Origin of the sequence: Streptomyces sp. NPDC053541 (assembly GCF_044544705.1) — a bacterium.
Taxonomy (GTDB): Bacteria; Actinomycetota; Actinomycetes; order Streptomycetales; family Streptomycetaceae; genus Streptomyces.
Genome location: NZ_JBITXM010000008.1, coordinates 322537 through 335553, shown reverse-complemented (window position 1 = coordinate 335553; position 13017 = coordinate 322537). Strand labels below are relative to the sequence as shown.

12 protein-coding genes are annotated in these 13017 nt (G+C 72.3%); 2 read left to right on the top strand and 10 right to left on the bottom strand.

Going from position 1 to position 13017, the window contains the following annotated elements; translation table 11 throughout:
- Positions 1 to 94: 94 nt before the first annotated feature.
- Genes ruvX through ACIGW2_RS22215 form a run of 4 tightly spaced genes read right to left on the bottom strand, consistent with a single transcriptional unit; the run spans position 95 to position 4021 of the window.
- Entirely contained in the window at positions 95 to 559 is a 465-nt protein-coding gene (ruvX, locus tag ACIGW2_RS22230; protein WP_361579946.1) for a Holliday junction resolvase RuvX, read from the bottom strand.
- Positions 559 to 3228 carry an alanine--tRNA ligase gene (gene alaS / locus ACIGW2_RS22225; RefSeq protein ID WP_391653778.1) on the bottom strand — a complete coding sequence of 890 codons (2670 nt, stop codon included), beginning with the start codon at positions 3226 to 3228 and terminating at the stop codon, positions 559 to 561. The genes ruvX and alaS overlap by 1 nt, the downstream gene beginning before the upstream one ends.
- Positions 3228 to 3584 carry a DUF6167 family protein gene (locus tag ACIGW2_RS22220; protein ID WP_391653779.1) on the bottom strand — a complete coding sequence of 119 codons (357 nt, stop codon included), beginning with the start codon at positions 3582 to 3584 and terminating at the stop codon, positions 3228 to 3230. The genes alaS and ACIGW2_RS22220 overlap by 1 nt, the downstream gene beginning before the upstream one ends.
- Before the next feature lie 5 nt (positions 3585 to 3589).
- Positions 3590 to 4021 (bottom strand): DUF948 domain-containing protein, encoded by a 432-nt coding sequence (locus tag ACIGW2_RS22215; RefSeq protein ID WP_391653780.1) that lies wholly within the window; start codon positions 4019 to 4021, stop codon positions 3590 to 3592.
- Positions 4022 to 4196: 175 nt separating this feature from the next.
- On the opposite strand from ACIGW2_RS22215, the gene ACIGW2_RS22210 reads away from it, so the two are divergent.
- A complete protein-coding gene (locus ACIGW2_RS22210) occupies positions 4197 to 6374 on the top strand; it encodes an ATP-binding protein (RefSeq protein ID WP_391653781.1) in 2178 nt (725 codons plus the stop codon).
- A 34-nt stretch (positions 6375 to 6408) separates the two neighbouring features.
- Here the strand turns inward: ACIGW2_RS22210 and rpsD are convergent, their stop codons facing one another.
- Positions 6409 to 7023 carry a 30S ribosomal protein S4 gene (gene rpsD / locus ACIGW2_RS22205; protein WP_356069209.1) on the bottom strand — a complete coding sequence of 205 codons (615 nt, stop codon included), beginning with the start codon at positions 7021 to 7023 and terminating at the stop codon, positions 6409 to 6411.
- Between the two features lie 215 nt (positions 7024 to 7238).
- Between rpsD and ACIGW2_RS22200 the strand changes: the two genes are divergently transcribed.
- Positions 7239 to 7934: a DUF2470 domain-containing protein gene (locus ACIGW2_RS22200; protein ID WP_399845395.1), complete on the top strand. Its 696-nt coding sequence runs from the start codon at positions 7239 to 7241 to the stop codon at positions 7932 to 7934.
- A 28-nt stretch (positions 7935 to 7962) separates the two neighbouring features.
- On the opposite strand, the gene ACIGW2_RS22195 is transcribed toward ACIGW2_RS22200, so the two are convergent.
- The 5 genes from ACIGW2_RS22195 to ACIGW2_RS22175 all read right to left on the bottom strand — a co-directional run bounded on the left by ACIGW2_RS22195 (position 7963) and on the right by ACIGW2_RS22175 (position 12885).
- Positions 7963 to 8679 carry an HNH endonuclease family protein gene (locus tag ACIGW2_RS22195; protein WP_399845259.1) on the bottom strand — a complete coding sequence of 239 codons (717 nt, stop codon included), beginning with the start codon at positions 8677 to 8679 and terminating at the stop codon, positions 7963 to 7965.
- Positions 8680 to 8698: 19 nt separating this feature from the next.
- Positions 8699 to 10054: a replication-associated recombination protein A gene (locus tag ACIGW2_RS22190; RefSeq protein ID WP_391653785.1), complete on the bottom strand. Its 1356-nt coding sequence runs from the start codon at positions 10052 to 10054 to the stop codon at positions 8699 to 8701.
- A 52-nt stretch (positions 10055 to 10106) separates the two neighbouring features.
- A complete protein-coding gene (locus tag ACIGW2_RS22185) occupies positions 10107 to 10733 on the bottom strand; it encodes a vitamin K epoxide reductase family protein (RefSeq protein WP_399845257.1) in 627 nt (208 codons plus the stop codon).
- A gap of 159 nt (positions 10734 to 10892) precedes the next feature.
- Complete coding sequence (gene hisS / locus ACIGW2_RS22180; protein ID WP_391653787.1) at positions 10893 to 12155, bottom strand: histidine--tRNA ligase; 1263 nt, start codon at positions 12153 to 12155, stop codon at positions 10893 to 10895.
- A 10-nt stretch (positions 12156 to 12165) separates the two neighbouring features.
- Positions 12166 to 12885 (bottom strand): MBL fold metallo-hydrolase, encoded by a 720-nt coding sequence (locus tag ACIGW2_RS22175; protein WP_399845253.1) that lies wholly within the window; start codon positions 12883 to 12885, stop codon positions 12166 to 12168.
- Positions 12886 to 13017 lie beyond the last annotated feature (132 nt).

Below are 13017 nucleotides of genomic sequence, written 5' to 3'. Positions count from 1 at the left end.
CAAACAGCCGCGAGGCTTCCGGACGTTCCGCCTCTACGTTGTGCGGCAGCTGTTCGAACGCCGCCGCATCGCGCGGAACGTTACCGTATCGCGATCAGATGACCACTTCGACGCCCTCACCGGGCGGATTACCTGATACCCGTTCGGACTCAAGAGCGTTCTGCAGGATGATCACGGCGGCGGCCTGGTCGATGACGGACCGCCCCTTCTTGGACTTCACGCCCGAGGCCCGCAGGCCCTGGGTCGCGGTGACCGTGGTCATCCGCTCGTCGACCAGCCGGACCGGCACCGGGGCGATGCCCTTGGCCATCTCGCGGGCGAAGGCGCGGACCTTGGTCGCGGCCGGGCCCTCCCGCCCGCTGAGCGAGCGGGGCAGGCCCACGACGACCTCGATCGGCTCGTACTCCGCCACGATCTGGCGGAGCCGCCGGTGGGCGGCCGGGACGTCACGCCCCGGCACGGTCTCCACCGGCGTGGCCAGGACCCCGTCGGGGTCGCACGAGGCGACCCCGATGCGGGCGTCCCCGACGTCGACGGCGAGTCGTCGTCCTCGTCGCATCAGACCGTTTCCAGGACCTGGCGCTCGACGGCGGCCATGGCCTCGCCGACGGCCTCGGGGTTCTGGCCGCCGCCCTGGGCGACGTCCGGCTTGCCGCCACCGCCGCCGCCGAGGGTCTTGGCGGCCGTGCGGACCAGCTCGCCGGCCTTGAGGCCGCGCTCGCGGGCCGCCTCGTTGGTGGCGATGACCGTCAGCGGCTTGCCGTTGGCCGTGGTGAACAGGGCGACGACGGCCGGGCGGTCCGACGGGATGCGGCCGCGGACGTCGAGGACCAGCTTGCGCAGGTCGTCGGCGCCGGTGCCGTCCGGGACCTGGCCGGTGACCAGGGCGACGCCGCGGATGTCCCGGGCCGAGTCGACCAGGCCGGCGGCGGCCTGGAGGACCTTCTCCGCGCGGAACTTCTCGATCTCCTTCTCGGCGTCCTTCAGCTTGCCGAGCATCGAGGAGATCTTCTCCGGCAGCTCCTCCGGGCGGCCCTTGACCAGCTCCTGGAGCTGGGCGACGACCGTGTGCTCGCGGGCCAGGAAGTGGTAGGCGTCCACGCCGACCAGGGCCTCGATGCGGCGCACGCCGGAGCCGATGGAGGACTCGCCGAGCAGCTTCACCAGGCCCAGCTGGGCGGTGTTGTGCACGTGGGTGCCGCCGCACAGCTCCTTGGAGAAGTCGCCGATGGTGACGACGCGGACCTGCTCGCCGTACTTCTCGCCGAACTCGGCGATGGCGCCCTGGCGCTTGGCCTCGTCGATCGGCATGACCTCGGCGTGCACGTCCAGCTCGCGGGCCAGCACCTCGTTGATCTTCTGCTCGACGTCCGTGAGGACGGTGCCGGGCACGGCGTTCGGCGAGCCGAAGTCGAAGCGGAAGCGGCCCGGGGAGTTCTCCGAACCGGCCTGGGCGGCCGTCGGGCCCAGGGCGTCGCGCAGCGCCTGGTGGGTGAGGTGGGTGGCGCTGTGGGCGCGGGCGATGGCCCGGCGGCGGCGCACGTCGATGGCGGCGTAGGCGGTGGCGCCCACGGTGACCTCGCCGACCTGCACCGAACCCTTGTGCACGGAGACGCCGGGGACCGGCTGCTGCACGTCGCGGATCTCGATGACGGCGCCGGAGTGCAGCTTGATGCGGCCCTGGTCGGCGAGCTGGCCGCCGCCCTCGGCGTAGAACGGGGTGCGGTCGAGGACGACCTCGACCTCGTCGCCCTCGGAGGCGGCCGGCGACGGGACGCCGTTCACCAGCAGGCCGACGACGGTGGTCTCGCCCTCGGTGTTGGTGTAGCCGGTGAACTGGGTGGCGCCGGCGCTGTCGGCGATCTCGCGGTACGAGGTGACGTCGGCGTGACCGGTCTTCTTGGCCTGGGCGTCGGCCTTGGCCCGCTCCCGCTGCTCCTTCATCAGGCGGCGGAAGCCGTCCTCGTCCACGGAGAGGCCCTGCTCGGCGGCCATCTCCAGGGTGAGGTCGATCGGGAAGCCCCAGGTGTCGTGGAGCAGGAAGGCCTTGTCGCCGGAGAGGACCGTGCCACCGGCGGCCTTGGTCTCGGTCACGGCGGTGTCGAGGATGTTCGTGCCGCCCTTGAGGGCCTTGAGGAACGCGGCCTCCTCGGCGAGGGCGACCGTCTCGATGCGCTTGCGGTCGGTCTCCAGCTCCGGGTACTGCTCGCCCATGGTCCGGATGACGGTGTCGACGAGCGCGCCGACGACCGGCTCGGTGGCGCCGAGCAGGCGCATGTTGCGGACGGCGCGGCGCATGATGCGGCGCAGCACGTAGCCGCGGCCCTCGTTGCCCGGGGTGACGCCGTCACCGATGAGCATGACGCTGGTGCGCATGTGGTCGGCGACCACGCGCAGCGAGACGTCCGAGTCGTGGGCCTTGCCGTAGGCGACGCCGGTGAGCTCGGTGGCCTTGTCGATGACGACCTTGAGGGTGTCGGTCTCGTACATGTTCTGCACGCCCTGGAGGATCATCGCCAGGCGCTCGAGACCGAGGCCGGTGTCGATGTTCTTGGACGGCAGGTCGCCGAGGATCTCGAAGTCCTCCTTGCCGATGCCCTGGCCCCGCTCGTACTGCATGAAGACGAGGTTCCAGATCTCGACGTAGCGCTCGTCGTTGACGGCCGGGCCGCCCTCGACGCCGAACTCGGGGCCGCGGTCGTAGTTGATCTCGGAGCAGGGGCCGCAGGGGCCGGGGACGCCCATGGACCAGAAGTTGTCCTTCTTGCCCAGGCGCTGGATGCGCTCGGCGGGGACGCCCACGACGTCGCGCCAGATCTGCTCGGCCTCGTCGTCGTCCTGGTAGACGGTGATCCAGAGCTTCTCCGGCTCCAGGCCGTAGCCGCCGTGCTCGACCGGGGTGGTCAGCAGCTCCCAGGCGAGCTTGATGGCGCCTTCCTTGAAGTAGTCGCCGAAGGAGAAGTTGCCGCACATCTGGAAGAAGGTGCCGTGGCGGGTGGTCTTGCCGACCTCTTCGATGTCGGGCGTGCGCACGCACTTCTGCACGGAGGAGGCGCGCTTGAAGGGCGGCTTCGTCTCCCCCAGGAAGTAGGGCTTGAACGGCACCATGCCCGCGTTGACCAGCAGCAGAGTCGGGTCGTCCGCGATGAGCGACGCCGAAGGCACGACGGTGTGCCCGCGCTCCTCGAAGAAGCTCAGCCAGCGGCGGCGGATTTCAGCCGACTCCATCAGTGGTCCTCATTCCGGTTGTGGGTCTTGTAGGAAAACGAAGAGGTGGTCGGGTCGTCGGTGGGGCGGCCGCCGAGCGCCGCGCGGCGGCGCGCGGCGGGCAGTTCGCGCTCCTGCTCGGCGGGCGGCGGGGCGTCCAGGCCCAGGGCCTCGCCGAGTTCGGCCTCCCGCTGGAGCATGCTCGCCCGCACGTCGAGGGCGAAGTCCTTGAGCCGGTGGCCGGTCTCGACTGCCTTGTTCGCCGCCTGCGCGGCCAGGCTCTCCGGGGTCAGCTCCTTGAGCTTCCGGTTGACCTTGGTGGTGGCCCACACGCCGGCGGCCGCGCCCGCGGTGAACCAGAACGTACGGCGGAACATCCAGCTCAGCCCTTCTGCTTCCGGCGTCTGGCGGACGGCACGGTACGCCCGACGATCACAGTACGCCGGTCGGCCGCGGGCGGCGCGTCCTGGCGGCCCCGGCCCAGCGCCCGGCGCACCCCGTAGCCGAAGGCCGCGACCTTGACGAGCGGGCCGCCGAAGGTGGAGGCCACGGTGCCGGCGAGGGCGGAGGCGTTGGAGGTGACCTCCTGGACGTCGGACGCGATGGCGTCGACCTTGTCCAGCTGGGTCTGCGCGGAGCGCACGGTCGCGGAGGCGTCGGCGAGCAGCGGCACGGCCTTCTCGGTCACGTCCGCCACGAGCTTGGTGGTCGCCCGGAGCGTCTGCGCCAGCCTCACCAGCACCACGGCGAGGAAGGAGACGAGGATCGCCCAGAACACGGCCACCAGGATCCCGGCAACCTCACCACCGGTCACGCTGCACCGCTCTCTGCTGTCGTCGGGTCCCGGACGGTCGTCGGACCCGTGTGTATCAATGCTCCGACCCTATCGCGCCCGCGGTCCGCGACCGCACCGCATTACCGCACGCGGGACGGGAGTCCCGGGGCACCGATTGTACGGAGCGCGCGCGGGTGAGTACGCTCCGTGTGCCATGCGACGGAGCGATCTCCCGGCGGAGCTGAACCGGTTCGTGGGCCGGGTCGCCGAACAGGACCGACTGGCCCGGATGCTCGGCGAGTTCCGCCTGGTCACGGTGGTCGGGGTGGGCGGCGTGGGCAAGACGCGGCTGGCCCTGCGGGCTGCCTCGGCGCTGAAGAAACGCTACGTCGACGGGGTGCGGCTCGTGGAGCTGAGCGCGCTGCGCGACCCGGATCTGGTGGCCCACGCCCTGGTGGAGGCGCTCGGCCTGACCGACCACACGGTGCGCCCGCCGCGCGAGGTGCTCCTGGAGCACCTGGCGCAGCGGCGGCTGCTGCTCGTGGTGGACGGTTTCGAGCACCTGGTGGAGGAGTGCGCGGGGCTGCTGCGGGAGCTGCTCGCCGGCTGTCCGGGGCTCACGGTGCTCGCGGCCGGCCGCCGGCCGCTGCGGGTGGACGGCGAGGCGGTGTGCTCGCTGGCGCCGATGGGCGCGGCGGACGCGCTGGAGCTGCTCGCGGGGCGGGCGGCGGAGGCGGGCGCGGGTCCGGTGACGGACGGGGACCCGGAGGTGCTGCGGGAGCTGTGCCGGCGGCTCGACGGGATTCCGCTCGCCCTCGAACTGGCGGCGGCGCGGCTGCCGTTGCTCACTCCGGAGCAGTTGCTGTGGCGCCTGGAGGACCGTTTCCGGCTGCTGGACGGCGGGCGGCGGGGCGCGCTGCCCCGGCACCGGACGCTGCGCACGGCGATCGGCTGGAGCCACGAGCTGTGCACCCCGGAGGAGCGGCTGCTGTGGGCGCGCCTTTCGGTGTTCGCGGGCCCCTTCGACCTGGAGGCCGTGGAGTACGTGTGCGGAGGGCCGGAGCTGCCGGCGGACCGGGTGCTCGACGTGCTCGGGGAGCTGCTCGCGCAGTCGGTGGTGACCCGCGAGGAGACGGCGGCGGGGCCGCGCTACCGGATGCTGGACACGGTCGGGGCGTACGGGGCGGAGTGGCTGGCGGCGCTCGGCGACACCGAGCGGATGCGGCGCCGGCACCGGGACTGGTACATGGGCCTGGCGACCTGGTGCGAGCTGGAGTGGTTCAGCCCCCGGCAGGCCGAGGTGGCGGCGGCCACGGAGGTGGCGCTGCCGAATCTGCGGGCGGCCCTGGAGCTGTGCCTGGAGTCGGCGGAGGACTCGGCGCTGGCCCAGCACCTGGCGGGGACGCTGTGGTTCTACTGGGCGGGCTGCGGACGGCTCTCGGAGGGCCGGCACTGGCTGGACCGGGCGGTGGCGGCCTGCGGGAACCAACCGGTGGCGCTGCACGAGGAGGCGCGCCTGAAGGCGCTGTGGGTGCTCGGGTACGTGGCGGTGCTGCAGGGCGATCCGACGGCGGCGGTGGCGGCCCTGCACGAGTGCGGGGAGCGGGCCCGGATCACCGGGAACGCGCTGGCGGAGGCGTACGCGACGCACCGGATGGGGTGTCTGGCGCTGATCTCGGACGAGCTGCCGCGGGCCGAGGAGCTGATCGGGCGGGCCCTCGACGCGTACCGCGAGCTGGGCGAGCTGAACAGCAACGTGCTGATGGGGCAGGTGGAGCTGGCGATGGCGCGGGCCTTCCAGGGGGACCTGGAGGGCGCGGTCGCGCTGTGCGCGGAGGTGCGGGAGGTCTGCGAGGAGCGCGGGGAGCGCTGGACCCGGGCGTACGCGCTGTACGTCCTCGGGTACGCGGCCCTGACGGACGGCGATCCGGTGGCGGCCCGGGAGCTGCTCACCGAGTGCGTGACGATCGACCACGCCTTCCACGACCTGGTGGGCCTGGTGCTCGGGATCGAGCTGCTGGCGCTGGTGACGGTGGTCGAGGGGGATCCGGCGGAGGCGGCGGTGCTCCAGGGGGCGACGGTGCCGGTGTGGCAGTCGGTGGGGCTGCCGTTGTTCGGCTCGGGCACCTTCAACGGGGCGCGGGCGCTGTGCGCGCGGCAGGCGCGCGAGCTGCTCGGCGCGGAGGCGTACGCGGCCTGGTACCGCGAGGGCGAGCGCCTGTCACTGGACGAGACGGTGGGCCGGGCGCTGGCCGGCCGTCCGGATCCGGCCACGCGGGGCGGGGCGGGGGCGGCGGCGCCGCGTCCGTTCCGCACCGGCCGGGCGCCGGTCCCGGGAACGCGGAAGCCCGCCGGCTCCCCCACCGTGTCGGGCGGGGAAGCGGCGGGCTGAACACCGCGGAGGCGGTACTACGGCACGCGGAGGATCAGCGGGCGTAGTACTCGACGACCAGCTGCTCGTCGCAGACGACCGGGATCTCCTTGCGGTTCGGGTCGCGGTCGAGGCGGAAGGCCAGGGCCTTCAGGTTGACCTGCAGGTAGCGCGGGGTCTCGCCGTCGGGGGCGAAGCCACCCTCGCGGGCCACCTGGAAGAGGGTCTTGTTGCGGGACTTCTCGCGGACCATCACGACGTCGTCGGGACGGACGCGGAAGGACGGCTTGTCGACCTTCTGGCCGTTGACCTGGATGTGGCCGTGGACGACCATCTGGCGGGCCTGGTAGATGGTGCGGGCGATGCCCGAACGCAGGACCAGGGCGTCGAGACGGCGCTCGAGCTCGACGACCAGCGCCTCGCCCGTCTTGCCCTCGGCCTTCTTGGCGCGGTCGTAGGCGCGGGCCATCTGGCGCTCGCTGATGTCGTACTGGGCGCGCAGACGCTGCTTCTCGAGCAGACGGACCTTGTAGTCCGAGTTCTGCTTGCGGCCACGGCCGTGCTCGCCCGGCGGGTAGGGGCGGGCCTCGAAGTACTTGACGGCCTTCGGCGTCAGCGCGATGCCGAGCGCACGGGACTTCTTGACCTTGGGACGCGACTGGTTAGGCACGTTCTCCAGACCTCCGAAATAGGTTAGGTTAGGCTCACCTTACTCAAGGAGATCGCATGTCTCGCCCGGGGAACACCACACGCATCACGGACAGCACGAAGAACGACGCCCCTGAGCCCACGCATCCCGAAGGGGATGCCACGGGCGGCATCGAAGTGACGGAGGTCCGATCAGCTCATGGTCAGCCGCGTCCAAACGGGCTTGAATCCGCACGGATGCCGTCAGCAGCCGAGCGCACACGAACTCTCGTACAGAGTACATGCTCCGCGGTGCTGCTTCTGCCCGGGTCCCCCGGCACCCACCCCGAGCTGCTCGTTCCCGAGGCCCGCGCGACGGGCCCGGACGGCGAGGTCTTCCTGCTCTACCCGGGCGACGCCCCGCCGGTGCGGGCGGCCACCCACGCCGAGGACGACGAGCTGCCGGTGGTCCTGGAGCTCACCGACGTCGCCCCGGTCTCCGTCCCCCACCGCATCCGCGGCCGGGCCTGGCTCTGCGGCCGGCTCACCCGTCTGCCCGGGGTCGCCGAGCCCGGCCGGATGATGCTGCGCCTGGAGGTCGGCTCGGCGACCGTCGACGACCTGTGGGGCAGCGCCGACGTGACCGCCGAGGACTTCGCCGCCGCCGCGCCCGACCCGCTGCACGGGCACGAGACCGAGCTGCTCCAGCATCTGCACGTCGCTCACGGCGACCGGCTGCGCGAGCTGGCGTCGCTGCTCGGCACGTACGCCGCCGGGCTCGTCCCGACCCGTGACGTGGCCCCGCTCGCGCTCGACCGCTTCGGCCTGCGGGTGCGCTTCAGCGCCGGGCCCGAGCACTGCTTCGACGCCCGCTTCGACTTCCCGCGGCCGGTGCGGGACGTCACCGGGCTGCGCCGCGAGCTGCACCGCCTCTTCGAGGCCGCCCGCGCCTGACCCGCCCGCCCCGGCACCGGCCCCGCCGTCACCCGCACGTGGCGAGCAGCTCCTCCAGCGCCCGCTTCTCGGGCGGCGTGACCGTCAGCCCGTACTTCGCCTTGATCCCGGTCCAGCGCCGGCCGTACTCGCACCCGTACTCCCGGCGCGGCGGCCGCCACTTGTCGGGCGTCTTCGCGCCCTTCTCGTAGTTGGTCTCCTTGTTGGTGGCCAGCAGCACGTCCAGGTCGTTGGCGTACGCCAGCCGCCGCTCCGACGACCACGCCCAGGCCCCCGCCCGCCAGGCCGCGGCCAGCGCCACCACGTGGTCGGTCTGGATCCGCGAGGCCCGCCGGAAGGAGTACGGCAGCTCCTGGCCGGTGTACGGGTCGCGCAGCACCCCGGACAGCACCACGCACGGATTCCGGTCCCCCACCCGCACTGCGCTCAGATCGCGGCGCAGCACGTCGTCGCGGGTGTCACAGCCGTTGCGCCCGCCCGGCGCGTCCGTCTCGTCCGACCAGGTCTCCCCGAACGCGCTGCGCTCGTACGTCTCCCCGTGCTCCCCCCACGCCACCCTCAGCGCGGCCAGCTGCTGCCGTGCCCGCGCCGCGGCGGGCGGGAAACCGGGCGAACCGACCGCCGGTACGGGGACGGGCCAGGGCTCGGCAGCCGGGCCGGCGCCGGGTCCGGCGGCGCAGCCGGCGAGCCCGGCGAGCGCCAGGAGCAGCGGCACCGCCGCCGCGCGGATCGTGCTCCGGGTCATGGCCCGAGCGTAGGGGCGGTCAGCCGCCCTCGCCCTTCAGGCGCTCCCGGACCTTCTCCACCACGTCCGCGTAGCGCGCCTCCGCTCCGTAGCGCGTCGGTTCGTAGTAGCGCTTGCCGTGGATCGCGTCCGGTGCGTACTGCTGGGGGGCGATGGCGCCCGGCACGTCGTGCGGATAGACGTAGCCCTGGGCGTGGCCCAGCTTGGCGGCGCCCTTGTAGTGGCCGTCCCGCAGGTGCGGGGGCACGGGGCCGGCCAGGCCGCCCTGGACGTCGGCGCGGGCCGCGAAGATCGCGTTCGTCGCCGCGTTGGACTTGGGGGCGAGGGCCAGGGCGATGGTCGCGTGGCTCAGGGTCAGCGCCGCCTCCGGGAAGCCGATCATGGCGACGGCCTGGGCGGCGGCCACGGCGAGCGGCAGCGCGTTCGGGTCGGCGAGGCCGATGTCCTCGCTGGCCGAGATCATCAGGCGCCGGGCGATGAACCGCGGGTCCTCCCCCGCCTCGATCATCCGGGCCAGATAGTGCAGCGCCGCGTCCACGTCGGAGCCGCGGATCGACTTGATCAGGGCGCTCGCGACGTCGTAGTGCTGGTCGCCGTCCCGGTCGTACTTCACGGCGGCCCGGTCGACGGTCTCCTCCACCGTCTCCAGCGTGATGACCGCCTCCTGCTTGGCGAGGGCCGCGCCGGCCGCCGCCTCCAGGGCGGTCAGGGCGCGCCGGGCGTCGCCGCCGGCGATCCGCAGCAGATGCGCCTCGGCGTCCTCCGCGAGGCCGACCGCGCCGCCGAGCCCGCGCTCCTCGTCGAGGGCGCGGTGCAGCAGTCCGCTGAGGTCGGCGTCGGTGAGCGGCTCCAGGGTGAGCAGCAGGGAGCGGGAGAGCAGCGGGGAGATCACCGAGAAGTACGGGTTCTCGGTGGTGGCGGCGATCAGGGTCACCCAGCGGTTCTCGACGGCGGGCAGCAGGGAGTCCTGCTGGGCCTTGGAGAAGCGGTGGATCTCGTCCAGGAAGAGGACGGTCTCCTTGCCGTACCCCCCGACGGCCCGGCGGGCCCCGTCGATGACGGCCCGGACCTCCTTGACGCCCGCGGTGATCGCGGACAGCTCCACGAAGCGCTTGTTGGTGGCCTTGGAGACCACGTACGCCAGGGTGGTCTTGCCGATGCCGGGCGGGCCCCAGAGGATCACCGAGGAGGCGCCGGCCGGTCCGCCGGCGCCGTCGCCGACCAGACGGCGCAGCGGGGAGCCGGGCTTGAGGAGGTGGCTCTGCCCCACGACCTCGTCCAGGGTGCGCGGACGCATCCGGACGGCGAGCGGGCTGCCGGCCGGGTCCTTCTCCTGGCGTTCTTCTGCGGCTGCGGTGAAAAGGTCGGGCTCCACGGTCATGAAGCCTAAGTCAGACCACTGACAACGCGGCCGGCCCGCCCCCGGCTCAGCTCGTCCAGAAGTCCCACCAGCGGGTCAGCACCAGCATGCCGATGATGCCGATGTGCACCACGGGGAGGACCCAGGTGAACTCGGCGAAGAAGGTGCGCAGGCCGGCCGGCGCGGGCAGCGCCCCGCTGCGGACGTTGTGCGAGGTCACGTACCAGAACATGACGATGGTGGCGACCCAGGCGAGGCAGCACCACAGGCAGAGCGAGTTGATCTCGTACAGGGACTGCTGCATGAGCCAGGTGCAGAAGCCGACGCCGAAGAGGGTGCCGGCGTTGAGGCCGAGCCAGTACCAGCGGCGGTAGCGGGCGCCGGCGAGCAGGCCGACGCCGATCGCGATCACCACGGAGTAGGCGACCAGGCCGAGCATCGGGTTCGGGAAGCCGAAGACCGAGGCCTGCTCGCTCTTCATGATGTTCCCGCAGGACACGATCGGGTTGAGGCTGCACCCGGGGACGAAGTCCGGGTCCTCCAGGAGCTTGATCTTGTCGATGGTGATCACCCAGGAGGCGAGCAGTCCCGCCGCGCCGGTGATCATCAGGAGCCAGGCGAAGGCACGGCTCGCGCCGATGGTGCGGGAGTCCTCCCGCGCGGCGGTCCCGCTGGCGGCCGCTGCGTCTGTCATGTCGCTCCACTCGCACTGCGTCGTCCCCGCCGACCGGGGCACGGACATTCTGCCGCACACGGTGGCAGGACCGGCGTGAGCGGACGGTAAGGGCGAGGGCCCCCGGCGCGACGCCGGGGGCCCTGCTCGTACGGCACGTCCGGAGCTTCCGGACCTCGATCAGGCGAGCTTCGCCCGCACCGCGTCGACCAGCTCCTCCAGCGCGACCGCGGTCTGCTCGCCGGACTCCATGTCCTTGAGCTGCACCACGCCCTCGGCGAGGTCGCGCTCGCCGGCGACAAGGGTGAAGCGGGCGCCGGAGCGGTTGGCGTCCTTCATCGAGCCCTTGATGCCCTTGCCGCCGAAGGAGAAGTCGGCGGCGACGCCCGCGCGGCGCAGCTCGGTGATCTTGCCGAACAGCACCCGGCGCGCCTCCTCGCCGATCGCCACGGCGAAGACGCTCGTGGTGGCGGGCAGGTCGAGCTCCACGCCCTCCGCCTCCAGGGCGAGGACCGTGCGGTCCACGCCGAGCGCCCAGCCGACGGACGGCAGCGCCGGGCCGCCGATCATCTCGGACAGGCCGTCGTAGCGCCCGCCGCCGCCGACCGCGGACTGCGAGCCGAGACCGTCGTGGACGAACTCGAAGGTGGTCCGGGTGTAGTAGTCCAGACCGCGCACCAGCTTCGGGTCGTCCTCGAAGACCACGCCCGCCGCGGTGATCAGGGCGCGCACCTCCTCGTGGTACGCCTTGCACGCGTCGCACAGGTAGTCGCGCAGCAGCGGGGCGTCGACCAGCTGCTTCTGGACGTCGGCCCGCTTGTCGTCGAGGACGCGCAGCGGGTTGATCTCGGCGCGACGCAGGGTCTCCTCGTCGAGGTCGAGGCCGCGCAGGAAGGTCTGCAGGGCCTCGCGGTAGACGGGGCGGCACTCCTTGTCGCCGAGCGAGTTCAGCAGGATCCGGTAGTCGCGCAGTCCGAGCGCGCGGTAGGCCTGGTCGGCCAGGATGATCAGCTCGGCGTCGAGCGCCGGGTCCTCGGCGCCGATGGCCTCGGCACCGACCTGCGAGAAGTGGCGGTAGCGGCCCGCCTGCGCGCGCTCGTAGCGGTAGTAGGAGCCGGAGTACCAGAGCTTGACCGGGAGGTTGCCCTGCTTGTGCAGGTTGGCCTCCAGGGCCGCGCGCAGCACGGAGGCGGTGCCCTCCGGGCGCAGGGCGAGCTGGTCGCCGCCCTTCGTGGTGAGGGTGTACATCTCCTTGGTGACGATGTCCGTGGACTCGCCGACACCGCGGGAGAAGAGGCTGACGTCCTCGAAACCGGGCGTCTCGACGTAGCCGTAGCCGGCGTTCCTCACCTGGGTCGCGATCGTGTCGCGCACGGCCAGGAACTTGGCCGAACGCGGCGGGATCAGGTCGTACGTGCCCTTGGGGGCCTTGAAGGTGCTCACGAAAGTCTTGTCACATTCCTCGTCGGGGAGCCCGGGTCTCGCTCCTGCTCCCTTGGCGGCTCGCCGCCACCTGCCGCAGGTAGGGGTTGGTGGCGCGCTCCTGGCCGATGGTCGTCTGGGGACCGTGGCCGGACAGGACGACGGTCGAGTTGTCGAGCGGCAGGACCACGCGGGTCAGCGATGCGAGCATCTCGTCCATGTCACCGCCGGGCAGGTCGGTGCGTCCGATGGAGCCGGCGAACAGCAGGTCGCCGGAGAAGAGGACGGAGGGGATCTCCGTGGTCTCCGGCGTCCGGAAGGTCACCGACCCCTTGGTATGACCGGGCGCGTGCGCGACGGAGAAGTCGAGGCCCGCGAGCTTCAGCGCGGCGCCGTCGGTGAGCTCGTGCACGTCGTCCGGCTCGCCCACGGTCAGCTCGCCCATGAGGGGCATCCCGATGGAACGGCCGAGGGCCTTCTCCGGGTCGCTCATCATGTACCGGTCGGCGGGGTGGATCCACGCGGGTACGTCATGGGCGCCGCAGACCGGCACGACGGAGGCGACATGGTCGATGTGGCCGTGCGTGAGGACCACGGCGACCGGCTTGAGCCGGTGCTTCCTCAGCGTCTCCTCGACTCCCTGGGCGGCCTGGTGGCCCGGGTCGATGATGACGCACTCCTCGCCCGCGGCGGGGGCGACCACGTAACAGTTGGTCCCCCAGGCCCCGGCGGGGAACCCGGCAATCAGCACGATCGTCCTCATTTGTCGTCCGGCAGATGGCTGCGCCAGTGCGGAACACAGCGGAATGCAGCAGATCAGAGCCTACCGGCGGTGCGTATTCCACAGCCAACCCGTATACGGTACGGGCACATCCGACCAGGA

Coding starts and splice junctions, on each gene's coding strand:
- ACIGW2_RS22210 (WP_391653781.1), top strand. CDS start 4,197: ATGCGACGGAGCGATCTCCCGGCGGAGCTGAACCGGTTCGTGGGCCGG.
- ACIGW2_RS22185 (WP_399845257.1), bottom strand. CDS start 10,733: ATGACAGACGCAGCGGCCGCCAGCGGGACCGCCGCGCGGGAGGACTCC.
- ruvX (WP_361579946.1), bottom strand. CDS start 559: ATGCGACGAGGACGACGACTCGCCGTCGACGTCGGGGACGCCCGCATC.
- ACIGW2_RS22220 (WP_391653779.1), bottom strand. CDS start 3,584: ATGTTCCGCCGTACGTTCTGGTTCACCGCGGGCGCGGCCGCCGGCGTG.
- alaS (WP_391653778.1), bottom strand. CDS start 3,228: ATGGAGTCGGCTGAAATCCGCCGCCGCTGGCTGAGCTTCTTCGAGGAG.
- ACIGW2_RS22195 (WP_399845259.1), bottom strand. CDS start 8,679: ATGACCCGGAGCACGATCCGCGCGGCGGCGGTGCCGCTGCTCCTGGCG.
- ACIGW2_RS22200 (WP_399845395.1), top strand. CDS start 7,239: ATGCCGTCAGCAGCCGAGCGCACACGAACTCTCGTACAGAGTACATGC.